At 70.1% G+C, this 25333-nt stretch carries 18 protein-coding genes and 1 pseudogene; 11 read left to right on the top strand and 8 right to left on the bottom strand.

The features are described from left to right. Positions 1 to 62 precede the first annotated feature (62 nt). Both purN and purH read left to right on the top strand, forming a co-directional pair. A complete protein-coding gene (purN, locus tag ACIBP6_RS46720) occupies positions 63 to 692 on the top strand; it encodes a phosphoribosylglycinamide formyltransferase (RefSeq protein ID WP_397061685.1) in 630 nt (209 codons plus the stop codon). Next, positions 689 to 2230: a bifunctional phosphoribosylaminoimidazolecarboxamide formyltransferase/IMP cyclohydrolase gene (gene purH, locus ACIBP6_RS46715; RefSeq protein WP_397061683.1), complete on the top strand. Its 1542-nt coding sequence runs from the start codon at positions 689 to 691 to the stop codon at positions 2228 to 2230. Before purN ends, purH begins: the two co-directional genes overlap by 4 nt. Before the next feature lie 811 nt (positions 2231 to 3041). Here purH and ACIBP6_RS46710 read toward each other — a convergent pair. Next, positions 3042 to 3860 (bottom strand): annotated as a pseudogene (locus ACIBP6_RS46710) (IS5 family transposase); the annotation flags it as partial. Positions 3861 to 4269: 409 nt separating this feature from the next. Then, positions 4270 to 5127, bottom strand: a complete 858-nt coding sequence (locus ACIBP6_RS46705; protein WP_397061681.1) for a helix-turn-helix domain-containing protein — start codon at positions 5125 to 5127, stop codon at positions 4270 to 4272. Positions 5128 to 5287: 160 nt separating this feature from the next. On the opposite strand from ACIBP6_RS46705, the gene ACIBP6_RS46700 reads away from it, so the two are divergent. Together ACIBP6_RS46700 and ACIBP6_RS46695 are read left to right on the top strand one after the other, a co-directional pair. Further along, the gene (locus tag ACIBP6_RS46700) at positions 5288 to 6172 is read left to right on the top strand and encodes an aldo/keto reductase (RefSeq protein WP_397061679.1); all 885 of its coding nucleotides are present in this window, start codon (positions 5288 to 5290) and stop codon (positions 6170 to 6172) included. 472 nt (positions 6173 to 6644) lie between these two features. Beyond that, complete coding sequence (locus ACIBP6_RS46695) at positions 6645 to 6878, top strand: hypothetical protein (protein ID WP_397061677.1); 234 nt, start codon at positions 6645 to 6647, stop codon at positions 6876 to 6878. 592 nt (positions 6879 to 7470) lie between these two features. Here ACIBP6_RS46695 and ACIBP6_RS46690 read toward each other — a convergent pair. Both ACIBP6_RS46690 and ACIBP6_RS46685 read right to left on the bottom strand, forming a co-directional pair. After that, entirely contained in the window at positions 7471 to 8355 is an 885-nt protein-coding gene (locus ACIBP6_RS46690; protein ID WP_397061675.1) for a peptidylprolyl isomerase, read from the bottom strand. A 62-nt stretch (positions 8356 to 8417) separates the two neighbouring features. Further along, positions 8418 to 12911 carry a glycoside hydrolase family 38 N-terminal domain-containing protein gene (locus ACIBP6_RS46685; RefSeq protein ID WP_397061673.1) on the bottom strand — a complete coding sequence of 1498 codons (4494 nt, stop codon included), beginning with the start codon at positions 12909 to 12911 and terminating at the stop codon, positions 8418 to 8420. A 170-nt stretch (positions 12912 to 13081) separates the two neighbouring features. On the opposite strand from ACIBP6_RS46685, the gene ACIBP6_RS46680 reads away from it, so the two are divergent. Together ACIBP6_RS46680 and ACIBP6_RS46675 are read left to right on the top strand one after the other, a co-directional pair. Then, the gene (locus tag ACIBP6_RS46680) at positions 13082 to 13936 is read left to right on the top strand and encodes a bifunctional methylenetetrahydrofolate dehydrogenase/methenyltetrahydrofolate cyclohydrolase (protein ID WP_397061671.1); all 855 of its coding nucleotides are present in this window, start codon (positions 13082 to 13084) and stop codon (positions 13934 to 13936) included. A 257-nt stretch (positions 13937 to 14193) separates the two neighbouring features. Then, complete coding sequence (locus ACIBP6_RS46675) at positions 14194 to 14382, top strand: hypothetical protein (RefSeq protein ID WP_397061670.1); 189 nt, start codon at positions 14194 to 14196, stop codon at positions 14380 to 14382. Here the strand turns inward: ACIBP6_RS46675 and ACIBP6_RS46670 are convergent. The 3 genes from ACIBP6_RS46670 to ACIBP6_RS46660 all read right to left on the bottom strand — a co-directional run bounded on the left by ACIBP6_RS46670 (position 14375) and on the right by ACIBP6_RS46660 (position 17900). Then, positions 14375 to 15313 (bottom strand): alpha/beta hydrolase, encoded by a 939-nt coding sequence (locus ACIBP6_RS46670; RefSeq protein WP_397061668.1) that lies wholly within the window; start codon positions 15311 to 15313, stop codon positions 14375 to 14377. The genes ACIBP6_RS46675 and ACIBP6_RS46670 overlap by 8 nt on opposite strands. A 275-nt stretch (positions 15314 to 15588) precedes the next feature. Then, positions 15589 to 16449: a MurR/RpiR family transcriptional regulator gene (locus tag ACIBP6_RS46665; protein ID WP_397061666.1), complete on the bottom strand. Its 861-nt coding sequence runs from the start codon at positions 16447 to 16449 to the stop codon at positions 15589 to 15591. Then, a complete protein-coding gene (locus tag ACIBP6_RS46660) occupies positions 16446 to 17900 on the bottom strand; it encodes a glycoside hydrolase family 3 protein (protein ID WP_397061664.1) in 1455 nt (484 codons plus the stop codon). The genes ACIBP6_RS46665 and ACIBP6_RS46660 overlap by 4 nt, the downstream gene beginning before the upstream one ends. A gap of 86 nt (positions 17901 to 17986) precedes the next feature. Between ACIBP6_RS46660 and ACIBP6_RS46655 the strand changes: the two genes are divergently transcribed. Next, complete coding sequence (locus tag ACIBP6_RS46655; protein WP_397061662.1) at positions 17987 to 19516, top strand: glycoside hydrolase family 10 protein; 1530 nt, start codon at positions 17987 to 17989, stop codon at positions 19514 to 19516. Positions 19517 to 19649: 133 nt separating this feature from the next. On the opposite strand, the gene ACIBP6_RS46650 is transcribed toward ACIBP6_RS46655, so the two are convergent. Beyond that, positions 19650 to 20297 (bottom strand): FHA domain-containing protein, encoded by a 648-nt coding sequence (locus ACIBP6_RS46650; RefSeq protein WP_132621444.1) that lies wholly within the window; start codon positions 20295 to 20297, stop codon positions 19650 to 19652. 181 nt (positions 20298 to 20478) lie between these two features. Between ACIBP6_RS46650 and ACIBP6_RS46645 the strand changes: the two genes are divergently transcribed. The 4 genes from ACIBP6_RS46645 to ACIBP6_RS46630 all read left to right on the top strand — a co-directional run bounded on the left by ACIBP6_RS46645 (position 20479) and on the right by ACIBP6_RS46630 (position 25193). Then, the gene (locus ACIBP6_RS46645) at positions 20479 to 21600 is read left to right on the top strand and encodes a citrate/2-methylcitrate synthase (RefSeq protein WP_397061660.1); all 1122 of its coding nucleotides are present in this window, start codon (positions 20479 to 20481) and stop codon (positions 21598 to 21600) included. After that, positions 21597 to 21905, top strand: coding sequence for a DUF3017 domain-containing protein (locus ACIBP6_RS46640; RefSeq protein WP_165970133.1), 309 nt, complete (start codon positions 21597 to 21599; stop codon positions 21903 to 21905). The genes ACIBP6_RS46645 and ACIBP6_RS46640 overlap by 4 nt, the downstream gene beginning before the upstream one ends. 52 nt (positions 21906 to 21957) lie before the next feature. Then, positions 21958 to 23172: an NADP-dependent isocitrate dehydrogenase gene (locus tag ACIBP6_RS46635; protein WP_397061658.1), complete on the top strand. Its 1215-nt coding sequence runs from the start codon at positions 21958 to 21960 to the stop codon at positions 23170 to 23172. A 410-nt stretch (positions 23173 to 23582) separates the two neighbouring features. Next, positions 23583 to 25193: a hypothetical protein gene (locus ACIBP6_RS46630; protein WP_397061656.1), complete on the top strand. Its 1611-nt coding sequence runs from the start codon at positions 23583 to 23585 to the stop codon at positions 25191 to 25193. Positions 25194 to 25333 lie beyond the last annotated feature (140 nt).

Here is a 25333-nt window from a genome sequence, read left to right as displayed (position 1 = left end):
TTGCCGGAAGGGGAACGGATACGCTGTGACCCCCACCCTGTTTTCTCTTGTGGAGAGTGCGCGTGTCTAAGGCTGGGCGGCTTGTCGTCCTCGTCTCCGGCTCTGGAACCAACCTACAGGCCCTTTTGGACGCTTCCGCCGATCCGTCGTACGGCGTTCGGGTAGTCGCCGTCGGCGCGGACAGGGAGGGAATCGAGGGTCTGGCCAGGGCTGCCAGGGCAAACATCCCGACTTTCGTTGAAAAACTGGGGGATTATGCGACGCGGGCGGAATGGGATGAAGCTCTTGCCGCCCGGATCGCCGCGTACGACCCCGATCTAGTCGTGTCCGCGGGATTCATGAAAATCCTCGGCAAACCCACGCTCGACGCCTTTCCCGTCCTGAACACCCATCCGGCGCTTCTGCCGTCGTTCCCCGGCGCCCACGGCGTACGCGACGCGCTCGCCCATGGGGTCAAGGTGACCGGCTGCACGGTGATGCTGGCCGATGAGGGCGTCGACACCGGGCCGATCGTGGCCCAGGAAGCGGTGCCCGTGCTTCCGGACGACGACGAGGCGGTTCTGCACGAGCGCATCAAGACGGTCGAACGCCGCCTGCTCGTCGACATCGTCGGCCGGATGGCCCGCCAGGGCTGGACGGTCAGCGGACGTACGGTCCGCATTGGCAATGATTCAGGAGGGGAATCCACGTGACTCGCATCGCCATCCGGCGCGCGCTGATCGCTGTATACGACAAGTCCGGGCTCGAGGAGCTGGCCAGGGCCCTCGACGGCGCCGGAGTGGAGATCGTCTCGACCGGCGGGACGGCCGCCGCGATCGCGTCCTACGGGATCCCGGTGACCAAGGTGGAGCAGCTCACCGGCTTCCCCGAGTGCCTCGACGGACGGGTCAAGACGCTGCACCCGCGCGTGCACGCCGGGCTGCTGGCCGACGTCACCAAGCCGCACCACGTCGCCCAGCTGGAGGAGCTGGAGATCGACCCGTTCCAGCTCGTGGTGGTCAACCTCTATCCCTTCCAGGAGACGGTGGCCTCCGGCGCGTCCGACGCCGAGTGCGTGGAGCAGGTCGACATCGGCGGGCCGGCCATGATCCGGGGCGCGGCGAAGAACCACAACACCTGCGCCGTCGTGGTCGACCCCGGCTTCTACGGCGACGTGCTCGGCGCGCTGGCCGAGGGCGGCTTCACGCTGACCGAGCGCCGGCGCCTCGCGGGCATCGCGTACGCCCACACCGCCGCCTACGACGTGGCCGTGGCCAACTGGTTCGCGGACACGTACGGCGCCGAGGACGAGTTCCCCGACTTCGCGGGAACGGCCTACCAGCGCAAGGCCACCCTGCGCTACGGCGAGAACCCGCACCAGCGGGCCGCCCTCTACACGGCCGGCACCGGCGGCCTGGCCAACGCCGAGCAGCTGCACGGCAAGGAGATGTCGTACAACAACTACCTCGACTCCGACGCCGCCTGGCGCGCCGCGTGGGACTTCTCCGACCCCTGCGTGGCCATCATCAAGCACCAGAACCCGTGCGGCATCGCGATCGGCGCCGACGTGGCCGAGGCGCACCGCAAGGCCCACGCGTGCGACCCGGTGTCGGCGTACGGCGGCGTGATCGCGGTCAACCGCCCGGTCACGGCCGAGCTGGCGCGGCAGATCTACGACGTGTTCACCGAGGTCGTCGTCGCGCCCGGTTACGAGGCCGAGGCGCTGGAGGTGCTGCGCGGCAAGAAGAACCTGCGCCTGCTCGTCTGCCCGACCGGGCCGTCCGAGCCGACCGAGTTCCGCAAGATCAACGGTGGGCTGCTCGTCCAGACCGTCGACCGCGTGGACGCGCCCGGCGACGCCGCGGCGCAGTGGGAGCTCAAGACGGGTGCGCCCGCGTCGCCTGAGGTGCTGGCCGACCTGGAGTTCGCCTGGCGGGCCTGCCGCTCGGTGAAGTCGAACGCCATCCTGCTGGCCGCCGGCGGCGCGACCGTGGGCGTGGGCATGGGCCAGGTGAACCGGGTCGACTCGTGCCGGCTGGCGGTCACTCGGGCGGGGGAGCGGGTGACGGGGGCCGTGGCGGCCTCCGACGCGTTCTTCCCGTTCCCGGACGGGCTGGAGGTGCTGGCGGAGGCCGGCGTACGCGCGATCGTGGAGCCGGGGGGCTCGATGCGCGACGACCAGGTGATCGAGGCCGCTGAGAAGGCCGGCATCACCCTGTACTTCACCGGCACCCGCCACTTCTTCCACTGACCCCTACCGACCGCTGTTGACCGATCCGGCAGGCTCTACCGCGGCCTGCCGGATCGCGTACGGGGCGGTCGAGCGGTAGTCCGCCGGATCGTGTGCGGCGCGGTCGTCCGTCCGGTCGTGTCGGGGTGTGCGGCCCGTGTGGTCGTTCGCGGGGTCGCGTGCGGGAGGTGGTGCGGGTCGCTCGCCGAATCCCGTGCGGGTGCGGGTGGCCGTGCATCGTCTGCCATCGCTATTGATCGGCCTGCAGCCCAGGCGCGACCGCCACCACACGGCCTCCAGTCCCAGGCGATCCGAGTCCCTGTGGCAGAGAGAACCCATGACGTCCCTACGCCGTTCAACACGACCGACGTAGCGGATCACCCAGAATCGTGGGCCGCGTCATGGAAAAGACGGACACCCGCCACCCGAGCCCGATGCCAAGCCGGAGAAAAGGCACAAGCACTCGTGGCCCACTCACCACCGCAACACTTTTCATGCGTTAATTTTCATGCGATTGATGGCGACTTGTTCGATCATGTGGCCATTTATCCGGTTTGGCCGCGAGCACCTGTGGAGTCCGGTTACGCTGAACACCTTCCCGCTCGCCGTCCCTCGGAGTACTTCTATGGCGCTCGACGTGATCCTGCAGGCATTCGTCACCTTGAACGGCCTCGCCACCAGTCCCATCGTGCTTCTGGTGCTCGCCTTCATCGGCGCTTACCTGGGTACGCGCGTCGTCGAAGTGATCCCCTTCACCCGCCGCATCATCGAGCGCCGGGAAACCCAGGCCGCCGAGCGCGACTGAGGGAGTGTCTGACAATTCGGTGTTGCGGAGCCAGAGCATGAGCGAGGCGATGGTGGCACCTGTCAGGTAGCGGCTGGCCAGCTTGTCGAAAGGTGGCGATGGCGCGCCATTGCTTGAGTTTGCGATGCAGCGTTCGACCAGGTTGTGCTGCTTGTAGGTGAGGGCGTCGAAGGCGTGTGGGCGGCCTCCGTGGCCGCCCTTGCGGTTGGCGATCTGATCGCGCCGCTCGGGGATGACCGCTTTGATGCCGCGCCGGCGCAGGTCGAGCCGGATCCTGCGGGTGGCGTAGTCCTTGTCATCGATCAGCTTGTCCGGCCGGGTGCGCGGGCGGCCTCCGTTCGGGCGGCGCGGCCGGAGCTTGGCCGGCACGGCCTCGAACGCGGTGCAGTTCGCCGCCGGTCAGGTGCAGGACCAGCGGCAGGCCGCGGGCCTCGACGAGCAGGTGCAGCTTGGTGGTCAGTCCGCCGCGGGACCGTCCGGGCGCCTGCCGGTCTTGTGATTGCTTCGTATCGCTCGTCCCGCCGTCGACCCCCTTATACGGGCTCCGGCGGCGTGCTGGTGGGCGCGGGCGATGGTGGAGTCGATGCTGACGGTGAACTCGACCTGGCCGATGGAGTCGTCATTGACCTGCATCTCCTCCAGCCGGACCCAGGTGCCGGTCCGAGCGTTTGAGCCGCTCGTAGCAGGGCTGCCAGGGCCCGTACCGCTCGGGAATGTCACGGCGCACCGATTCGCAGCCACCACAAGATCCCGTTGACCACCTCGCGATGGTCCCGCCAGGGACGGCAGCGGCACGATCGGCGCCCACGCCTTGTCGGTCAGCTCGCCACGTCGCGCCACGATCAACCATTCATCCGCGAACGTTGATCATTTGTCAGACACTCCCTAACGCTTCGACCCTGGGCAGCGGGAGGTGGGGGATGGAAAACCGGAACTCCGGTTTCTGTCTCGCGCCTCAACTCCGACTGTCACCCAGGTGTACTGCAACGACACCAACGGAAGCTGTCAGCTCTCCAACGGGTTCATGGCGGCCGCCCCGCGTCGACGGCGGGCGCGGCCCCGCGCAACCGAAAAAGCCCGCTTCCCTGCGTGTCGGAGGCGGGCGTCGCCGTCTGACGAGGACCGGCTGGTGGAGCCCTGGTGACTCAGCCGACCACGCCATTCGCCAGGCCCACGTCCTCAACCGGCATCGCGAACTCGACGAAACACCCGGCACGCCCCCACCTCGCGCGTCGCACGCGCTCCGCCGATGAGTTCAGGCGAGGTGCTCCCGGGTCCAGGCGGCCAGTGAGCGCAGGCCCAGCTCGGAGGGCGAGCCCGGCTCGGCCGTGTGCAGAGAGAAGGTCTGGTCCTGATCGCCGACGGGGGCGAAGGCCTCGTAGCCCAGGGTCAGGTCGCCGGCCACGGGGTGGTGGTAGTACTTCACGCCGTTGCTGCGGCGGATCACCTTGTGGTCGGCCCACCATCGGCGGAAGTCCGCGTCGCGGGTGGACAGGTCACTGACGAGTTCGGCGAGCAGCGGGTCGCCGGGGTAGCGGCCGGCGTACAGGTGAAGGGCGGCGACGGCGTCGCGGGCCGCCTGCTCCCAGTAGGCGTACAACTTCCGGGCCGCCTCGTCGAGGAAGATGAAGCGGGCCATGTTGCGATCCCGGTGCGGCAGCGCGTCGAAGTCGGTCAGCAGGGCGCGGGCCAACCGGTTGGCGGCCAGCACGTCCAGGCGTCGTCCCGTCACCATGGCCGGGACGTCGCCGACGGAGTCGAGGGCCAGGCGAAGGCCGGTGCGCAGCCGCTGCGGCGGCATCGGGGCGGCAGGAGGGCGGACCGGCCGGTTCAGGGTGTACAGGTGCTCGCGCTCGGTGTCGTTCAGCAGCAACGCGCGGGCCACGGCGTCCAGGACGGCGTCGGACGCGTGCACGCGGCCGCGTTCCAGCCGGATGTAGTAGTCGGTGCTCACGCCGGCCAGCAGCGCCACCTCCTCCCGGCGTAGCCCGGGCACCCTGCGCGTGCCATGCCGCAGTGGCAGGCCGGCGTCCTTCGGGGTGATGCGCGCCCGGCATGAGCGCAGGAACTCAGTGATGTCCCGTCGGCCCGGCGCGGCGGAGGGTGCGCTCATACCTCCAGGCTAGTGCGGAGACACACCAGAGGGGGTCTGCCCAACCCCCGGTAGAACGCGCCCCCTCTCGGGGCACGGCGGCGGGCGCGCCGCTGGTTGCCTGGAGACGTGGTCACCGTGGCCACCCGTTCCGCGAACCACGACGAAAGGATGTCGCGGCATGTCCACGGAAACTTCCAGCAGTACGACGATCACCATCGGCAACGGACCAGCCGTCGGGCGGGTGGGCTACGGAGCGATGCAACTCACCGGCAGGCAGGTGTGGGGCGACTACCCCGACCGGCAGGCCGGAATCGAGCTGCTGCGCGCGGCAGTGGACGCCGGGGTGACGTTCATCGACACCGCCGACGTGTACGGCCCGCACAGCAACGAGCTCCTCATCCGTGACGCGCTCCACCCCTACCCGGACCACCTGGTCATCGCGACCAAGGGTGGCTTCGTCCGCGGGGGCTTCGACTACTCCACCCTGGACGCCGTCGGCAACCGCAACTACCTGCGCCAAAGCGCCCACATGAGCGCACGTCGGCTGGGTGTGGAGCACATCGATCTCTACTACCTGCACAGTGGGCGCGCTACCGACGCCCCGTTCGAGGAGCAGATCGCCACCCTGGCCGGACTGCGCGAGCAAGGGCTCATCCGCGACATCGGCCTGTCCAACATCACCCTGGAACAGTTCCACGCGGCCCGGTCCATCACCGACATTGCCGCCGTCACCGCCCTGTACAACCTCGGGAACCGCACCGGAGCCACCCTGCTGAAGGCCGCCGAGGAGACCGGGACGGTGTTCTCGCCCTGGCACCCCGTCACCCTCCGTGACGGTGGCGACCTCGAGCGCGTCACCGCCGCTCTTGAGCCGATCGCCCGCCGTCACGGTGCGACTCTCCAGCAGATCGCGCTCGCCTGGCAACTGCACCGCTCGCCCGTCACCCTCCCGATCCCCGGTACGACCAGCCTGCGCCACCTCAAGGAGAACCTCATGGCTCATGACCTCCACTTGAGCGCGGAGGAAATGGACACCCTGACCACCCTGGCACCGGAGGGCTAGGATCCACGGGCGCGCCTGGCACCCAGGCGCGTTCAGGAGGCCGACGCGGCCTACCGGTGCCTTGAGCCGGAAACGCCTCGGCGTAGCCGTCGTTGACGGCGGCGCCCGTCCGCGGCCGATCCGTGCAATTGGCGACGTCCCCGGCCTGCTCGCGCACGATGTAGTCGGCGTACCAGGCCGGCCAGTCCAGGTTCTCCGTGCCGAGGCGCGCCTCGTGCTCGCCGTGGGTGACGACGGCGCCCTCACCCGGCCTCGGCCCGATCACGGAGGCGGGCTTCGACGCCCTGCACAACCGGATGGGCATCGCGCCGTGCCACGCGTCGCCGTGCTCACCGGCCACCGGCTGGCGGGCAAGGACGTCAGACATCCCCGACGCACCTTCTGCAGGACCCCGACGCCATTCCCGAATGGCGCACATCGCCACGGAGCCGCGGCGGCCGGGTGACGCTGCCCCGGCCCGGTCTTCCACTCGGTGGAGGAGAAGCTCGAACACGTCGCGCAGGGCCACGGCGTCATCGTCCTGCCGCTGTCGGTGGTGACCTTCTACACCCGGCCCGATGTCACCTGCGTTCCGATCGCCGACATCCCACCGAACCAGATGTGCCTGGACTGGGACAGCACCCGCCGCAACCCGCTGACCGGTGAGTTCGCCACCACCGTCACAGACCTGCAGGGCCGAACCGATGAGTCGTCCTCATGCGTATGAGCTGCGGATCCTGCCCACCAGCGCCACCGCCGCCCCGCTGCGGCAAGAGCTGTTCAACGCGTTCATAGGCACATCCAGCGATATCTCCCGTGGTTGAGCCGGACCGTGGATGGATGCGCGGGCGTCGGCGGAGTTCCCGCTCAGGTCTGGGTTCGGGGGAATGGCGTCCAACAGGGCGTTGGGGAGTGTCTGACAAATATCAGCGTTCGCGGTTGGTGCGACGTGGCGAGCTGACTGACTAGGCGTGGGCGCCGATCGAGCCGCTGCCGTCGACCGGCGGGTGGGGCCGTCCCTGGCGGACCATCGCGAGGTGGTCAACGGGATCTTGTGGCGGCTGCCAATCGGTGCGCCGTGACATTCCCGAGCGGTACGGGCCCTGGCAGCCCTGCTACGAGCGGCTCAAACGCTCGGACCGGCACCTGGGCCCGGCTGCTGGAGGAGATGCAGGTCAAGGACGACACCACCGGCCGCCGCCCGGACGCCCCCTGCCAGCAGCCTGACAGCTCGGGGAACCTGTGGGGTCACATACGCACCGGCGTCCCTGCGAACGAGCACGGCGTTGGTCCCGCCGATGTGGCAGGTGATCAGCGCGTCAGTGTTTGTGGTGGTTGTCGGGCTGGCGAGGGTCACCGGGGTGTTCGAAGCCGGGGACGAGCCGTACGCGCTTGGCTCGCATGTCGTCGAGCCACCGCGCGAAGGCCTTGCGCCGTGCGGCCTCAACGAGCGAACTGTCATGGTCGTTGCCGTCGAGAGTGGCGGATGCAGGAGCGGGATGGACGGGGGTCGCCATGGCGACGTGCCAGCCGAGGGCGTCCACGACCGGCCCGACGAGTGTGCCGTACGGGTGGCTGTTGAGAGCCTCGGCGATCGCGGTCGGCAGCGAATCGAGCTCGACCGGCCCGAGAGACTCCAGATCGGCCTCCGTCGCGTCCCGGGCGCGCGCCGGATCGTCAAACAGACGGTGACGTACGAGGTGGCGCGGGCTGCGCTCGGAGGAGCGCAGGCGGCGGCCGGAGGAGGTGGACCGCCGCCACTCCGGAGGAACGGAGGCCGACGCCGTGACGTGGTGGAACACGGCCCGCGCCCACGGGCTGCCGTGGTAAGCCGCAGCGTTGATCGACCCCAGCTCCACAGCCGCGACCCGATCAAGCCGCCACGACGCCTCGCTGCCGCCGACTGGCGGCGAACTTCGCGCAGGGGTGCAGCCATCTCGTTCGGTTGCTTGTTCGGGGGACAGGCCGAGGTCGGCGGCGGTCGCTTCGCAGAGGGCCTCCGTGAGGATGACCTGGGTCACCCAGCGGGCGAGCTGGCGGTCCTCCGAAGTGCCCGGTACGGGCAGTGCGGACCTGAGCGGGCCGTTGCGCAGCTCGTCGAGGCGCTGGTCGAGGCGGTCTCGTGGGATCGGGTGGTCATCGACCCACCCGATCACCGCCGCCGAACCGCTCCCCGGAGTGTGGACGTGGTCGTCGGTTGGCATGGCCGGGTTGGGACCAGCGCCGGGTGGGTGGCTGTGGTTGTGGGCGGTGGTTGGAGGGGCTGTCACCGGGTTACCTCCAGGCGGATCGCCGGGGAGTACTGGCAGCGGCCGAACCACATGACCTTGGCCATCGCCCAGGCGTGACCGGCCGGCGCGTCAGCCGGGACGTTCACCGGGAACGCGACGTCGATCGTCTCGCCTGCGGGGACCGTGAAGCCCTGGATGACCTGCGGGAGCATGGCCCAGGTGCCCCACGGGGAGGCGAGTTGGGTCTCGCCGTGGATCTCGTCGGCGGCCGTGTTCGTGAGCCGGAGGCTGAGCGAGGTGCGGTCGCCGGGACGGAGGGACAGCGCGTCCGTGACCGGAGTGACCGACAGGCCGGTGGGGCGGGCGTCTGCCGATGTGGTGCCGCGGATGGCCGACTCTGGCGGTGGGCCGGCCACGGGGAGCTCCGGGCCGTCGCCGACGGCCACGGTGGTGACGTCTTCGACAACCTGGCCGCCGACGTGGGTGCGGGCCGCGACGAAGTGCAGGCCCGGCCTCGGCGGTGTGGCGGCTGCCGGGTCGATGGTGACGGGGAAGCGGAGGTGGCCGCCGGGGGGCAGCCGGAACGGGCGCTGCGCGGGCGTGGCGGCCCAGCCCTCCGGCACGCGAATGTCCACGATGCCCTCATGGGGCTCGTCCGTGAGGTGGGACGAAAGCACCACCTCCACCTCGAACGGCCCCTCCGGCGCAGCCACCAGATCGGGGCCGACGGCGATGGAGATCGGCAGATAGCCCAGCGGCGCCGGCCCCTTGTTGTGCAGCCAGTAACGGCTGTAAACCGGCTGCGCGGGCTCGACGGTCGGGCCGAGCTCCCACTGGCCGTGCTCCGCTGTCGAGCGCGCGTCTGGACGGGCCTGCCCTGCCGCAGCGGCGGGTGCGGGACTGGTCTCCGCTGCCGTAGCGGCGGACGCGGGACTGGTCTCTGCCACTGACGTAGCGGCGGACGCCGGACTGGCCTCTGCCACCGTAGGGGCCGGTGCGGGGCTGGTCTCCCCAGTTGTAGGGGCGGGTGGGGGACTGGTGTCCGCTGCCGCAGGGGCGGGTGCGCGGCTGGTCTGCGCTGCTGCTGGGGCAAGCAGGTCGGGAGCCTTGGTGAGGTAGGTGGCGATCTCGAAGCCGTTGAGGTCGAGGGCGGCGGCCGGGGTGCCGGGACGTTCGAGGAGGTCGGAGTGGATCAGGGCGTCGAGCGGCAGGACGGGGGAGGAGAGCTCCGCCTGGCTGCCCAATCCCGTCGACTCGACCAGCCGGATGGTCACCGTGTGGCCATTCGGGGCGACCGGCGACGGCGGGGCTTCTGGAGCTGGCAGGGCCTGCGAAGCGGGGGTGGCTGAGGAAGGCAGAGGCTCGGTGGAGGTGCGGCCGTGGGCGTGGGGGTTGCCGGTGGATTTCAGGGTGCCGAGGAGGACGTCGCGGGACGGTGTGACCGTCAGGAGGGAGTGGATCGGTGGCAGGGGGCCGGGCTGGGTGCCCTCCACGAGGCGGGGCAGCAGCGGGGTGATGTGTTCCTGGGCCGTGGCGGGCAGGCGGAGCGTGCGCCAGTCGCCGTCGCCGGACACCAAGGAGTAGGAGAACTCGTGGGTCCAGTGTTGGAGCTGGAAGGCTGAGCCGTCCGGAGCGGCGCGGTGGGGTGGGTCGAGCCAGATGCCCGAGGGCCAGCCGGTGCACGACCGCATGAGAGACAGGTGGAGCGCGCCCGATGGATCGACCGCGAAGCCGGGCAGCCCGTACGTCAGCAGCGCGACCGTACGGTCTTCCAGGACCTCCTCGCCGAGCGGGCACACGGCCTCGATGACCGCGTCGGACAGGTCGGCCACCAGGTCGGCGGGATCGGTGACGATCAGGGCGGGGAGGGCTCGCAGGTCGCGCAGGTCGGCGCTCGGCTGCCAGACCTCGGGCAGCGGACGCTCGGCGGGCACCCAGACGCGGGCGGCGCCCGACTTCAGCGCCTCCAGGTAGGCGTCGTCGGCCCGGTCGAGCAACTCGGCGGCCACCGGGTTGGTGTCGGGACCGCCCAGGACGATGCGTACGTCGGGGAGGTTGGAGTCGACGTCGAGCCAGCCGTACCGGGTGCCGTCGGCGGAGGAGGTGGTGGCGGTCACGCCCGCGCGGGCCAGCGCCACCACCAGGTCGCGGGCCTGCGGGGCGTCGTCGAGGGCGGGCACGACCACCTCGGCCACGCCGAGTGCCCGCGCGCCCGCCTCGCCCAGGTCGACCCGCGCGGTGGTGGACAGCCCGAACCAGGTGTTGGCCGGGTTGTCGAGAGTCCACGGGTGTTCGGCGGTGTCGACGTCGGGCAGCGCGAAGCCGCGGCCCACGACGGCCCCGGCCACGTCGGACACCGGCAGCGCCCCCTCCACGCGGGCCGGGAAGCGCACCCGCAGCAGGCGGTCGGCGCCGGTGTGGTCGAGCACGCGGGTGGTGAAGTCGATGCGGTCGGAGCCGGTCAGCAGGGTGACGGTCTGCTCGTAGGCGATCTCGCCGACCCCGCCGGTGACGGTCAGGCGCCGGCCGATCGGGCTCGTCTCGGCGGTGACGGTGAGCGCCCGGGCCTCGGTGGAGCCGACGACGCGGCCGGACGGGATGAGGTGCCAGGGGCCCTCGCCCATGTCGGGATGTTGCGGGTATTCGTCGTAGAGGCGCAACTCGTTGCCGAGGCCGGTGAGAACCTCGCGGTCGGCGGCTCGGTCGTGGATCGAGACGAGCGCGCCGCCACGGGCCGGGTCGGCGGTGACCTGCCAGCGGTCGTTCTCGATGGTGACGAGCGGCGTCGGCGAGAGCGGGGCCGGCTGCCACGGCTCCGCTGAGCCCGGGACGACGCGGTAGGAGCGCCACCCCATCGAGGGCACGTCACGCGCCACGAACGTGAGGGTGCCGTCTTCCGCGACGGCGGGGACCGGCGCACCCGACAGGTCGGCCACCGTCCGCCCCGCGGGAAGCGGCACGCTGACCAGGCCGTCGCGGGCGAACGGCAGCGTGTTGGTCACCACGACGCTGCGGCCGTCGAGGGCGATCTGGCCGGTCAGCGCGTCGAGTGCGTTGTCACGAGCCGTCGCGGCCAGGTCGTGGGCCTCCCGCCAGCCCGTCAGCAGGTCGATGTAGACCTGGTCGGACTCGGAGCCGGTGATCGCGTCGTGGTGGGCGCCGTACGCGAGCTGCCGCCACACCTTGTCGAGCGCCGTGTGCGGGTATCGCCCCAGACCCAGCACGGACGCGAACGCCGACAGGCGCTCGGCGTCGAGCGCCGCCACCTCGGCCGCCCGCTGGGCCTGTTTGGTGTCGATGTAGGAGACGTCTTTGCCGGTGTAGACCGGGTTCATGTCGCGGGTCTGGGGGCTGAAGGCCGCCCGCTCGGCGCGTACGGCGTCGAGGAAGTCGCGCGGCGTGGCGCAGACGAACCGGGGCCAGACGTAGCGGGCGGCCCACGTGCGATGGACGTCGGTGATCCATTTGTTGGGCGGGGTGTAGTCGGTGCCGACCGGGAGCAGGACGTTCTTCGTCGCGGCGACGGGCTTGAGCGAGCGGTAGAGGTCGTGGACCGCCTCGCAGGCCGCTTCCAGGGACGGTGAGGAGTCCATCCACCAGCCCGCCGAATAGTGGGCCGGCATGTAATGGGTCAGCACGCCCTGCCCGGACGGCGAGATCCACTCGAACTCGCTGGGGAACTGCATCAGCGCGGCGTCATTCTTCGCCTGCTTGAAGTTTTTGCTGATGGGACCCCACTGGTGGAACGGCCCGCGCGCCCACGCGCTGCCGGTCAGCCCGGCCGCCGCGAGGTAGCCGGGGAACTGCGGGTCGTGGCCGAACGCGTCGAGCTGCCACGCCGTGCGCGGGTCGCCGCCGAGGATGTCGCGCTGGTAGCCGATGCCGTAGACGATGTTGCGGATGGTGGTCTCGGCGCCGGTCAGGTTGGTGTTGGGCTCGTTGTACGTGCCGCCGACCAGCTCGGCGCGGCCCTCGGCCAGGAGGGCGCGCAGGTCGGCCCGGCGCTCGGGGTGGGTGTCGAAGAACGGCTTGAGATAGTCGACCTCGGCCAGCACGAAGCGGTAGTCGGGGTCGCGCAGGGCCAGGTCGAGGTGAGCCTCGACCAGCGCGAACGCGTTGCGCTCCCACAGCGGCCTGGTCGTGGCGTCGCCGGACAGCAGCTCCCATGGGCTGGTGTAGGCGGCCTGGGTGTTCCACCACACCGGGTCGTAGTGGAAGTGGGACACCATGAACATCGTCCAGCCCGGCTCCTCGGCGGTGACCGCCGTTTCCAGCCGCTCCTCGCCCAGGGTGAGCAGGCAGGGCACGGTCGTGCCCGGTGGCGCCGACACGGCCAGGGGGACCTCGACCACCCCCTCGGCGGCGGCCGGGACGGTCAGCGGCTCGGCCAGGCGCACGCCCTCGCCGCGCACCTCGAGCGGCTCGTCGCGCTCTCCCCGCGCGACCGTCACGCGCAGGACTTGACGCGGCTCGTCACGGGAGCCCACGAACAGGTCGGTCGACTCTGCGGACAACAGGCGGACAGACAAGGGGGAACCTCCAGGCAATCGGTGCCGGCGCCCCCAACATAAGCCCTGCCAACCTGCCTGACAACGATGTCAGGAATCGGCTGTGGACAACCCGGGGCGACGGCGCGACGGCTGTGGACAACGTGGCGGGCGCGTGCGGAAGTCGTGAGCAGGCATGGAAGGATTGCGGCATGAGCGCAGTGAAACTCGATGGCAAGGCGACCGCCGCAAAGATCAAGGCAGACCTCAAGAAGCGGGTGGCCGCGCTCAAGGAACGCGGCATCACACCCGGGCTCGGCACCGTGCTCGTGGGCGACGATCCCGGCAGCCAGATCTACGTCGCCGGCAAGCACCGCGACTGCGCCGAGGTCGGCATCGCCTCCATCCGCGTCGACCTGCCGGTCACCGCCGCTCAGGCCGACGTCGAGGCGGCCATCGACGAGCTCAACGCCTCGCCGGCGTGCACCGGCTACATCGTCCAGCTCCCGCTGCCGAAGCAGCTCGACACGATGGCGCTGCTGGAGCGCATCGACCCGGCGAAGGACGCCGACGGCCTCCACCCGGTCAACCTCGGCCGCCTCGTCCACATGGTCGACGCGCCGCTTCCGTGCACGCCGCACGGCATCGTGCTGCTTCTCCAGGAGTACGGCGTGCCGATCAAGGGCGCTGACGTGGTCGTGGTCGGGCGCGGCATCACGGTGGGCCGCTCGCTGGGGCTGCTGCTGACCCGCCGCAGCGAGAACGCCACGGTGACCCTCTGCCACACCGGCACCCAGGACCTGGCCTCGCACGTGCGCCGCGCCGACATCGTGGTGGCGGCGGCCGGGGTGCCCGAGCTGATCAAGCGCGACATGGTGAAGCCCGGGGCGGCCGTGCTCGACGTCGGGGTCTCCCGGGTCGACGGCAAGATCGCCGGTGACGTCTCGCCCGACGTGGAGGAGGTCGCCGGGTTCCTCACGCCCAACCCGGGCGGCGTCGGCCCCATGACCCGGGCCCTGCTGCTGTCCAACGTGGTCGAGGCAGCCGAACGCCTGCAGCGCGGGTGACCGGGCGCGCGTAACGCGCCGCGCATCGGCATGGTGTCGCGGCCTGCGGGGCCGGTCCGTGCTGTTGGGATTCCGAGGTGCCGGTCAGGTCTTCGGCGGCGCGGGGGCGTACAGGGTCGGCGGAGGCGTGGAGATCGCCGGGATGGCGGACGGACACCGGGATCCTGCCGGGCCTGCGTGCCTCCCCGCCGCGGTGCTCCGCAACGTCCTCGACGACGTCGCCCACATGGTGCGGGAGCAGCCGGGTGGGGGTGTGCGTGCTGACCTTCCGACCGCAGGTCATCGGGCGCGGGCATGGTCGGGCAGTGGCCGGGGCGCAGGGCGTCGAAGACCCCCAGCCGGGCGGCCGCGACGAGCAGGCGCTCGAACGTTCCTCGACGCCTGCCTCGTACGGCCGCTCGCCTTCCGTACGGGCCTGGACACCGCGCGGGCAGGTGATCAGTTGAGCCCGAGCCCCCTGCGGAGCGCGCCGACCAGGTCGGCGAACATGCGCTGAGCCGCCTTGGTCGTGGGGAACAGGAACGTGCCGTGCACGGTGCCGGCGTACACGCACAGCTCGACGCTGACGCCCGCCTTCATCAGGCGCTGCGCGTAGTCGATGGCCTCGTCCCGCAGCGGATCGAGTTCGTTCACGGCGACGAAGGCGGGAGGCAACGCGGACAGGTCCTCGGCACGCGCGGGCGCCGCATACCGCATGCCGTCCTTGCCGTCCACGGTGGAGGTTCCGCCGAGGTAGTGCTGCCAGGTGAGCTCGAGGATCTCCCGGTCGACCATGGGAACGCCGACCAGCCGGGCGATCGAGTCGGTGTCCAGCCGGTCGTCCAGCGTGGGGATGCCCAGGTACTGGAAGCGGATGGCGGGGCCACCGCGGTCCCGCGCGAGCAGGGCGAGCCCGGCGCTCAGCCCGCCGCCGGAGCTGTCGCCGCCGACGGCGATCCTGCCGGGGTCGACGTCGAGGTCGGCCGCGTTCTCCGTCAGCCAGGCCAGGGCCGCGTAGCAGTCTTCGAGACCGGCCGGGAACGGGTTCTCCGGCGCCAGCCGGTAGTCGACGGAGACGATGACCGCCTGGGTGGCGAGGGCCAGGTCCATCAGCATGACGTGCGACATCTCGAGGTTGCCCAGCACGTAGTTGCCGCCGTGGATGTAGAGCAGCGCGGGCAACGGCCGGTCGCCCCGCACGGGCGTGTAGATCCGCACCGGTACGTCGGGGCCCGGCACGACTGTGTCGCGTACCCGCAGGCCGGCGGGCGTCTCCGGCGCGGGCATCGCCTCGTACAGCTCGAAGAAGTGGTTGCGCGCGGCGATCGGGTCGGTCAGGTCGAGGCGCGGGTACTCGATCCGCGACGGGTCCAACTCTGGGTCATACGTGTAGTCCATCTGCTTTGCCCCCTGTACGCCATTTCGGGCGATCGTGCCCTTGGAGCACGTTAGGGGCGTCATCGGCAGGTCTCCATGCGTGGCAGTCCTGAATGCATGCGAGACCGTCCGAGACGCGACCACCCGCCCGGTGGGCGGTCGCGCGTGCAGGCGTCAGAACGGGTGGCGGGCGATTTCTCCCTGCATGGTGGCCCACGGCGTCTCGGTGAAGGCGTCAACGTTCGAAGCCGGCCTCTCCTCCGTCTCCACCCGCTGACGCCACGCTCACCGCGACGTCAGCGGTTGCGGTAGCGGTCGGTGGCGTGGCGGGTGGCGCGGATGGCGGCTTCGGCCGTGTCGTAACGCCGCTGCGCCAGCCCGACGAAGATGCAGTCCACGATGAGCAGCTGGCTGATCCGGCTGGCCAGCGCCCCCGGGCGGAACGCCGTCTCCCGCCCCGCCGACACCAGCGTGTGGTGGGCCAGCCCCGCCAGCGACGACCGGGGGTTGTTGGTGATCGCCACCACCAGCGCCCCGCCCTCGGCGGCCGTACGGGCCGGGACGAGCACGTCCGGCGTCTCACCGCCGCAGCTGATCGCGACCGCCACATCCCCCTTCCGGAGCAGCGCGGCGCTGGTCAACGCCAGGTGGGCGTCGCTGAACGGATGACTGGACAGCCCGATCCGCAGCAGCTTCTGCGACATGTCGCACGCCACCAACCCCGAGGCGGCCACCCCGTACACGTCCACCCGCCGCGCCTCCGAGATGGCCTCCACCACCTCGCCGAGCTGACCGGGGTCGAGCTGGGCGGCGGTGTCGGCGAGCGCCTCCGCCTCGGCCCGCGCCACCTTGGCGATCACGTCCGTGAGCGGGTCGTCCGGCCCGAGATCACCGGGGACGAGGCGTTCGGGCTCCTTGGCGACGGCCGCGGCCAGCGCGAAACGCAGCTGCGAGTACCCGGTGAAGCCGAGAGCCCGCGCCGTGCGGACGACCGTCGCCTCGCTCGTCCCGGACGCCGCGCTGAACTCGGTGATCGTGCTCCGCACGACCAGCCCTGGGTCGTCCAGGATGAGCCGGGCGATCGACTTGGCCGCCGGCGTGAGCGAGGGCATCAGAGCGCGTACGGCGGCGACGGGGTTCGCGGGCTCGGCGGTCACCGGATCATCCATTCGGCTGCGGCCTGCGCCGACACCCGGGAGACGCCGTGGGTGGCGGCGTGGGTGGCGGCGTGATCGGTGATGTGGGTCGCGTCCTGCGGCGGCGCCGGGATGCCGGTGTCCACGATGATCGCCTCCGGCCGGCGCGCGAGCGCTCGCGCCACGGTGTCGCGCACCCAGGCGTGCCGGGCGGCGTCGTGCACGACGAGCACCACCGGTCGCTCGTCGAACGCCGGCAGGTCGCCCCCCGGCTCCAGCTTCACCCGGGCGGTGTCCGGCAGCAGTGTGGCGAGCGCGGCCGTGATGCCGGTCGGCGTGGCCGGGTCCACGGCCTGGCTGAAGCGGGTGTTGACCTCGACCACGAGCGGCGCCCGGCTGAGCCGGCCGGTGCCGGTCGTGGTCAGCGCGGCGCGGGCGGCGCGCAGGCCCACGCCCTCGTCCACGTCGTCTCGGGCCTGGTCACGCAGCTCGGAGCGGCCGGCGTACCAGGCCGACAGGGCGTGCACGCGGGCGGCGGCCTCGGCGAGCCGCTCCTCGGGCAGCACCCCTTCGCGCACCGCCGCCACGATCGCGTCGCGCATCGCGAGAAGATCGTCCTCGGTGGTGAGTCCGACACAGATCGCGTCCACGCCCGCGCCCAGCGCCCGCACCGCGATCTCGCCCGGGGTGAACATGGCGGCCACCGCCCGCATCTCGATCGCGTCGGTGACCAGCATCCCGTCGAAGCCGAGCTCGCCCCTCAGGAGCTCGGTCATCGCGGTACGGCTGAGCGTCGCCGGCATCGACGGATCGAGCGCGGGCACGAGCAGGTGGCCGGACATGATCGACCGCACCCCGGCGCCGATCGCGGCCCGGAACGGCGGCAGGTCTCGCTCGGCCAGCAGCTCCCGCGAGGCGTGCACGGTCGGCAGCGCCAGGTGGGAGTCGGTGACCGTGTCGCCGTGCCCGGGGAAGTGCTTGGCGCAGGCCGCCACGCCCGCGCCCTGGACGCCCTCGACGAACGCCACGGTGTGCCGGGCGACCAGCTCGGGATCGGGCCCGAACGACCGGACGCCGATCACGGGGTTGGCCGGGTTGGCGTTCACGTCGGCCGAGGGCGCGTAGTCGAGCGTGATGTCGAGCTCCGCGAGCATCCGGCCGATCTGCCGGCCCACCTGCTCGGTGAGCTTCACGTCGTCCACCACGCCCAGCGCCCGGTTGCCGGGGAAGGAGCTGCCGGCCGCGACCTCCAACCGGGTGACCGTGCCGCCCTCCTCGTCGATGGCGACGACCACGCCGGGGTTCTCGGCACGCAACTGCCGGACGAGCGGCGGCGAGGCGGCGTTGCGGGCGAACAGCACCACACCGCCGAGACCCTCGCCCAGCGCACGGCGCAGCCAATCAGGGGCGGAGGTTCCGTCGAACCCCGGATGGAGCACCGTCAACGCCAGTCTGTACAGGTCACCGCTCATCGGCATTTTCCTTCACGGTTGTTGATCTGAAGGTAATTTTCTGTCATCGTCGCCCTCGACACAACCACTTCCGAGAGGCACCCCCCATGCCCAGCAGAAGGACTCTCTTCAAGGGTCTGGCCCTGGCCGCCGCCGCTTCAGCCGTCCCGCTGCCCGCTTTCGCCCAGGCGCAGTACGTGCCGCCGCTGCGTCAGATGCGCGGCATGTGGATCGCTTCGGTGGTCAACATCAACTGGCCCTCCCGCACGGGGCTCAGCGCCGACCAGCAGAAGGCCGAATACCTGGCCTGGCTGGACGTGGCCGTGCAGCGCAAGCTCAACTCCGTGTTCGTGCAGATCAGGCCCACCGCGGACGCCTTCTGGCCGTCGCCGTTCGAGCCGTGGTCGCAGTACCTGACCGGCACCCAGGGGCAGGACCCGGGCTACGACCCGCTCGGGTTCGCCGTGGAGGAGACGCACAAGCGCGGTCTGGCCTTCCACGCCTGGTTCAACCCGTACCGCGTCTCGATGCAGGGCGACCCGGCCAAGCTGCACCCCGACCACCCGGGCCGCAAGCACCCCGAGTGGATCGTGCCGTACGCCGGCAAGCTGTACTACAACCCCGGCCTGCCCGAGGTCCGTAAGTTCTGCCAGGACGCGATGATGGACGCCGTCACCCGCTACGACATCGACGGCCTGCACTTCGACGACTACTTCTACCCGGTCAACACCACGGCCTTCGACGACAGCGCCGCCTTCGCGCAGTACGGCGCCGGATTCCCGGACCTCGCCGCCTGGCGGCGCAACAACGTCGACCTCATGGTCCAGGAGATGCAGCAGCGCGTGCTGGAGGCCAAGCCCGGCATCGCGTGGGGCATCAGCCCGTCGGGCATCTGGCGCAACCGCGGCACCGACCCGCTCGGCTCCGACACCAACGGCGGCCAGTCGTACGACAACCTGCACGCCGACACCCGCGGCTGGGTCAAGAAGGGCTGGCTCGACTACATCGCGCCGCAGCTCTACTGGTACATCGGGCAGCCGCCGGCCGACTACTCCAAGCTCGTGCCCTGGTGGTCGGACGTCGCGGCCGGCACGAACACGCTGCTGTGGATCGGGCAGGCGGCGTACAAGGCGGGCGATCCCGCCCAGGCGCCCGAGTGGCAGCAGACGAACGAGCTGTCGCGGCACCTCACCCTCAACCGGGACCACCCCGAGATCAGCGGCGACGTCTGGTACAACGCCAACGACGTCAGGGCCGACCGGCTCCGCTCCATCTCGACCGCCGTCGACGACCACTACCAGCGCCCCGCCCTCGCGCCGGTGCTGCCCAGGCTGGCGAACGGCCGTCCGCCGCGCCGCCCGGTGCTGGCCCACGCGCTGCGCCGCTCCTCAGGGGTCGAGGTACGGGTGGTCGCGACCGGCGACGAGACACCGTTCCTGATGGCGATCTTCCGGTTCGACCGGGATGCCGCGCCGGAGGCCTTCGCCGACGCGCGCAACCTGGTCGCGGTCGTGCCCGGCGGCAAGCAGGTCACGTGGACCGACCCCGACGGCGGCAGCGGCCATCGTTACCACGCGGTCGCGGTCGACCGCGCCAACCGCACCAGCGCCCCGAGCCGCGGCTTCCGGGTGGTCTGAGCGCGCGCTCGCGCCCGCGTACGCCGGGCCCGGTGCGCTCCGGGCCCGGACCCCGGCACAGGGGTCCGGCGCTGCCGGAACCCCTCGCCGAAGCACCGGTCGCGATCCGGCCCCTGTGGTGGGCCGCGTTCTCCTACGAAGCCCTGCGCCCCGCCGGCGAAGCCTGGTCGGCGGAGGCCCCTGATGACCGCTGCGGTGGCACCACAGGGGTCGGGCGCACCAGCCCGAGCGCGACGACCTCGTTGGCCAGCCGCGTACGCCGGTTGGTGCCCTCCGGGATCCGGAACTTCTGGTAGAGACGCAGCAGGTGCTGCTTGACCGCGGCCTCGGTCACGACCAGGTCGTCGGCGATCTCGCGCGCGGTCGCCGGGGCGACGAACGCCTCGTCCGACAGCGCCGGCCGGCAGAGCGAGGTCAGCACGTCGACCTCGCGCCTGGTCAGCTCGGGGGCGGCGGCCCTGCGCAACTCGACCTCGGGGGTGAAGTCCTCTCGGGGGACTCCGCCGATGCGAGCCCGCGCCGCGCCGAAGGACACGACGTCGCCGTCGTCGAGCACCCTCCGGGCGATCGGCCTGCCGTTCACCCGCGTGCCGTTCCTGGACAGCCCCAGGTCGACGACATACAGGTAGGGTCCTCGTCTGACGAACTCGGCATGGAGTCGAGACACGCTGGGGTCGGTGAGACGGATGTCGACGCCCCGGCCCCTCCCGACCGTCGTGATCTCGGGGCGCAACGGGACCACCTCTCCAGTGTCCTCGATGCGTATGAACGGCCCCTCCACGGCAGTTCCTCCCCAGGTAGCCCGCCGTAACTATTACTACAGCTCCGGCTTACCCAACCGAGGGGATGCGGAATCTCCTTTGCCGAAAGGAGAATCCGACGTGAATTTGGTCTGGACCTCTGCGGCCGGTTTTGCCTGCTCACGGGTAGACTTCGGACGGAGATAAGCGGAGGAAACACTCATGGCGGACAAGCCCACGAAAGGTCTGGCCGATGTCGTCGCCGCGTCCACCGCGCTGAGCGACATCGACGGAAAGGCCGGTCGGCTCTTCTACCGTGGATACGACATCCACGACCTGGCCGGCCGCGCGACGTTCGAGGAGACCGCACATCTGCTGCAACGGGGCAAGCTGCCCAACCGCGCCGAGCTGGACGCCTACGGCGAGGAGCTGGCGAGCGGCCGCGAGCTGGGCGCCCTGGTGTCCGCGAACATCGCCGAAATAGCCGAGAAACAGAAACCCATGGAGGCGCTGCGCTCGCTGGTCTCCCTGGCCGGAGCCGACGACCCCGACAAAGACTCCATCGCCCCCGACGCCAACCTGCGCAAGGCCGCACGACTCGTCGCGCAGCAACCTCTGCTGGTCGCCCGCTATCACGCCGCTCGCACCGGCGGGAGCGTTCCCGACCCCGACCCGTCGCTCAGCATCGCCGCGAACTTCCTGCTCCAGGTCACCGGCCGCACGCCTGCCAAGCGCGAGGTCGAGATGTTCGACGAGTGCCTGGTGCTGCACGCCGACCACACCATGAACGCCTCCACGTTCGCCGCACGGGTGTGCGCCGCCACGCTGTCCGACATGCACTCCGCCATCGTCGCCGCCATCGGCACCCTCAAGGGCCCGCTGCACGGCGGCGCGAACGAGCAGGTCATGAAGACGCTGGAGTCGATCCCGTCCGGCGGGGTGGCGCAGGCCGTGCGTGACAAGCTCGCGGCCGGCGAGAAGATCATGGGCTTCGGCCACCGCGTCTACAAGACCGAGGACCCGCGCGCCACCCACCTGCGCCGCATGTCGGCCGAACTGGGCGAGGCGAGCGGCGACGACACCTATTACCGGATGTCGAAGGAAATGGAGGAGGTCGTCTTCGAGACGAAGGGCCTCTACCCGAACGTCGATTTCTACGCGGCGTCCGTCTACCACTACCTTGGCATTCCGACAGACCTGTTCACGCCGGTCTTCTCCATCAGCCGCATGTCCGGCTGGACGGCTCACGTCATCGAGCAGCACGCCGACAACCGGCTGATCCGCCCCGACAGTGAGTACATCGGTGAGACCGACCAGAAGTGGAAGCCGATAGAAGAGCGTTGAGCCAACGGACCGAACGCCAGCCGCGCGAGACCTGGGGGCCGTACCCGCTGATTCTGGCGGGTGCGGCCGTCGGCGTGCTCGCCATCTTCGTCGCGAACCCGCGCTGGGGCGGGTTCGCGCTGGGTGCCGTCATCATGATCGCCGCCGCCCTCCGCTTCGCCGGTTACGGCGGTCAGCTCGCCATCAGGAGCAGGAAGAACGACGTCATCACACTGTCGCTGGCCGGGTTCGTGCTGGTGATGACCTCACTGCTACTCGACAACAACGAGCTCAAGGCGGTCATCCTGTCCCTTTTCGCCCGGTGACGGGACGGTCCGATAGCCTCGACGCATCCATTCATTGAAGGGGAACATAGGCATGCCCAAGATCAAGGTGGAGGGTCCGGTCGTCGAACTCGACGGCGACGAGATGACCCGGATCATCTGGCAGTTCATCAAGGACCAGCTGATCCTTCCTTACCTCGACGTTGACCTGAAGTACTACGACCTCGGCATGGAGCACCGGGACGCGACGGACGACCAGGTCACCATCGACGCCGCGAACGCCATCAAGAAGTACGGCGTCGGTGTGAAGTGCGCCACCATCACCCCTGACGAGGCGCGTGTCGAGGAGTTCGGTCTCAAGAAGATGTGGAAGTCCCCCAACGGGACCATCCGCAACATCCTCGGCGGTGTCATCTTCCGTGAGCCGATCATCATGTCGAACGTGCCGCGGCTCGTCCCCGGCTGGACCAAGCCGATCGTCGTCGGCCGTCACGCCTTCGGCGACCAGTACCGCGCCACCGACCTGAAGATCCCCGGCGAGGGCACCCTCACGCTGACGTTCACGCCGAAGGACGGCTCCGAGCCGGTCGAGATCGACGTGTACGACTTCCCCGGCAGCGGCGTCGCGATGGCGATGTACAACCTGGACGAGTCGATCCGCGACTTCGCCCGCGCGTCGATGCGCTACGGCCTGGCCCGTAACTACCCGGTCTACCTCTCGACCAAGAACACCATCCTCAAGGCGTACGACGGCCGCTTCAAGGACATCTTCGCCGAGGTCTTCGAGACCGAGTTCAAGGAGGAGTTCGACAAGGCCGGCCTGACCTACGAGCACCGCCTCATCGACGACATGGTCGCCGCGGCGCTGAAGTGGGAGGGCGGCTACGTCTGGGCCGCGAAGAACTACGACGGCGACGTCCAGTCCGACACCGTCGCCCAGGGCTTCGGCTCGCTGGGTCTCATGACGTCCGTGCTGATGACCCCCGACGGCCGCACCGTCGAGGCCGAGGCGGCCCACGGCACCGTGACCCGCCACTACCGCCAGCACCAGCAGGGCAAGCCCACCTCCACCAACCCGATCGCCTCGATCTTCGCGTGGACGCGCGGCCTGGCCCACCGCGGCAAGCTCGACAACACCCCCGCGGTGAGCGAGTTCGCCGGCAAGCTGGAGCAGGTCTGCATCGAGACCGTCGAGGGCGGCCAGATGACCAAGGACCTCGCCCTCCTGGTCGGCGGCGACGCCAAGTGGCTGACCACCCAGGACTTCCTGGCAGCCCTGGACGAGAACCTCAAGAAGAAGATGGCTTGATCGTTCTTCTGAAAGGGCCGCCCGCGTGGCGGCCCTTTCGCATTCCTGGGCCTTCGTGCTTGATCTTTCCGATTGAGGAAGCAACCCCAGCGGCATCGGCCGTGAACGTGTAGGTGTACTGGTCGTACCACTCGACAACCTTGGCGGAGGGAGCGCTGCCGACATACAGGCCGTCGCCGCTCCGGATGTGAACGCGGCAGTAGCGTTCGGCGCTCCACGATGATGGGCGTTTGATCGTGGATCTTGACGGTGGCATTTTTCTCTGGCTGGATCAGGGGCGTTTCGATCTTCCTCCCTGCTCCTGATCGGAGACCTGAGTGCGCCCTTTACGCCTCGAACGCCGTCATGCGGTCAGTCCGGCGCTCGCCCGGCTCACACGGTGGTCGACCACCCTGAGCGGTGTCCTGGCCATGACAGTCGGCCTGGTCACCTTGCCTTCCGCCGCCGCCTCGTCGGGGGACTCCACGACGTACCTCAACGTGTCCCTGGATGTCACCTCCAAGAGCGGTGACGTGGCCGTGGGCGGAGGGAAGGTCTTCGTCTCCGCGGAGGACCGCATCGTCGTCGCGGATACCACCGGCAAGCTCACGAGCACGATCACGGGTCTGTCCGGTGCGCTCGGCCTCGCCGCGAGTCCGGACGGCACTCGCCTGTACGCGGCACTGAGCGGCTCGAACGAGGTGGCCGAGATCAACACGGCCTCCCTCGACATCACCCGGCGGATCGATCTGACCGCATACCCGTGCCCGTCCAACCTGTCCCTGGCGGATGACCGGCTGTGGGTCGGCTACGGATGCCCGAACACGGATGGCGGCGGCGTCCTCAGCCTTGACCTGTCGGTGGCGACAGCGGAACCGGTAGCGTTCGGGCCCAACACGAACAGCGCACCGATCGTCGCCGCCGCTGGTGACACGCTGGTCTTCGGCGACCCAGGCGTCGCACCGACAGATCTCCTGGTGTACGACGTGAGCGGCACCGCGCCCACCCAGCGTGGCGCGATCGACGGTAGCGAACAGGACCTGTCCTTCGTGAACGATCTGGCCATCACGCCGGACGGGTCCATGGTCATCTCGTCGTTCGGCAGCCCGTACCATTACGACGCCTGGGACACGGGCAGCCTCGCGAAGGTCCGCACCTACGGTCAGGAGCCGTCGTTCGACGGCTACCCGCTAGGTGTCGCTATCAGTGCGGACGGCGCGCACATCGCGGGCGGGCGAAGCCGTGGCAGTACGGACATCGCCGTGTACGACACGGTGACGGCGGCGAAGACCTACACGAACACCGGCCCTCTCGGTGACCTGGTCGAGGGAAGCCTGGCCTTCTCGGGTGCCGATCTCTTCGGAGTGCTGCGAGAGTGGCGCGACGGCAAGATCCATCTGTGGCGCTCGGAGGGCGCGACCCTCAAGGCGTCCACGTTGACGTTGACGACGCCCGGTGACTCGGTCATCTCGAAACCGCTCACCATGAGCGGTCGACTCACGCTGGCCGACGAGTCGGCTCCAGGTCCGCAGCCCCTTGTCGTAACCAGGCACCCGCAATACGGAACCCCGGCGATCCTCCCCGGCGTGACCACAGCGGCGGACGGCACGTTCACCATTACCGACATCCCGTCGGCTTATGGCGGGACCACGTACGACGTGCGCTGGGACGGCGATTCGGTGTTCCGGGGGAGCGCGGCCTCGGCGTTCACGTGGACCCGGTTCGCCGCCTCACTGACTTTGATCGGACCCGCGAAGGGTGTCATCGGTAAGCCGCTACAGCTCAACGGCGTACTGGACACCAACAGCGGGACCATCCCGGGCGGAATCTCGATCAGCGTGCAGCGTACCTTGACGGGTCGCGACGGCACCGTCACTACCACCACGCTGCCGGCGGTGACTCCTGGCAGTGATGGGTCGTTCGGCTTCACCGACACGCCGGACGCGGCGGGCCGTTACGCATACACGGTCCGATGGGAGGACACCGATTACGAGCCCGCACAGGCTGATCACTCGGTCGCCGTGCGGACAGGACGCGGGTAACCGGTCCTGCCACATCACTGGATGACCATGTCATGAGCCACGGCTCGCGCACTGTGGCGGGAAGGCGATCCTTGCTCGTCCGAGCACGCACAACGCGATGTCTTCGTCGTTCGGCGAGTGGGGAGGCCGTGGGCCGCGGA

Origin of the sequence: Nonomuraea terrae, from assembly GCF_044465245.1 — a bacterium.
Classification (GTDB): domain Bacteria; phylum Actinomycetota; class Actinomycetes; order Streptosporangiales; family Streptosporangiaceae; genus Nonomuraea; species Nonomuraea terrae.
The sequence above is the reverse complement of the archived record's forward strand: the minus strand, read 5'-3'. Positions and strand labels throughout refer to the sequence as shown.

Coding starts and splice junctions, on each gene's coding strand:
- ACIBP6_RS46700 (WP_397061679.1), top strand. CDS start 5,288: ATGTCCACGGAAACTTCCAGCAGTACGACGATCACCATCGGCAACGGA.
- ACIBP6_RS46635 (WP_397061658.1), top strand. CDS start 21,958: ATGCCCAAGATCAAGGTGGAGGGTCCGGTCGTCGAACTCGACGGCGAC.
- ACIBP6_RS46690 (WP_397061675.1), bottom strand. CDS start 8,355: ATGCCAACCGACGACCACGTCCACACTCCGGGGAGCGGTTCGGCGGCG.
- ACIBP6_RS46655 (WP_397061662.1), top strand. CDS start 17,987: ATGCCCAGCAGAAGGACTCTCTTCAAGGGTCTGGCCCTGGCCGCCGCC.
- ACIBP6_RS46670 (WP_397061668.1), bottom strand. CDS start 15,313: ATGGACTACACGTATGACCCAGAGTTGGACCCGTCGCGGATCGAGTAC.
- ACIBP6_RS46660 (WP_397061664.1), bottom strand. CDS start 17,900: ATGAGCGGTGACCTGTACAGACTGGCGTTGACGGTGCTCCATCCGGGG.
- ACIBP6_RS46645 (WP_397061660.1), top strand. CDS start 20,479: ATGGCGGACAAGCCCACGAAAGGTCTGGCCGATGTCGTCGCCGCGTCC.
- ACIBP6_RS46705 (WP_397061681.1), bottom strand. CDS start 5,127: ATGAGCGCACCCTCCGCCGCGCCGGGCCGACGGGACATCACTGAGTTC.
- ACIBP6_RS46680 (WP_397061671.1), top strand. CDS start 13,082: ATGAGCGCAGTGAAACTCGATGGCAAGGCGACCGCCGCAAAGATCAAG.
- ACIBP6_RS46630 (WP_397061656.1), top strand. CDS start 23,583: ATGACAGTCGGCCTGGTCACCTTGCCTTCCGCCGCCGCCTCGTCGGGG.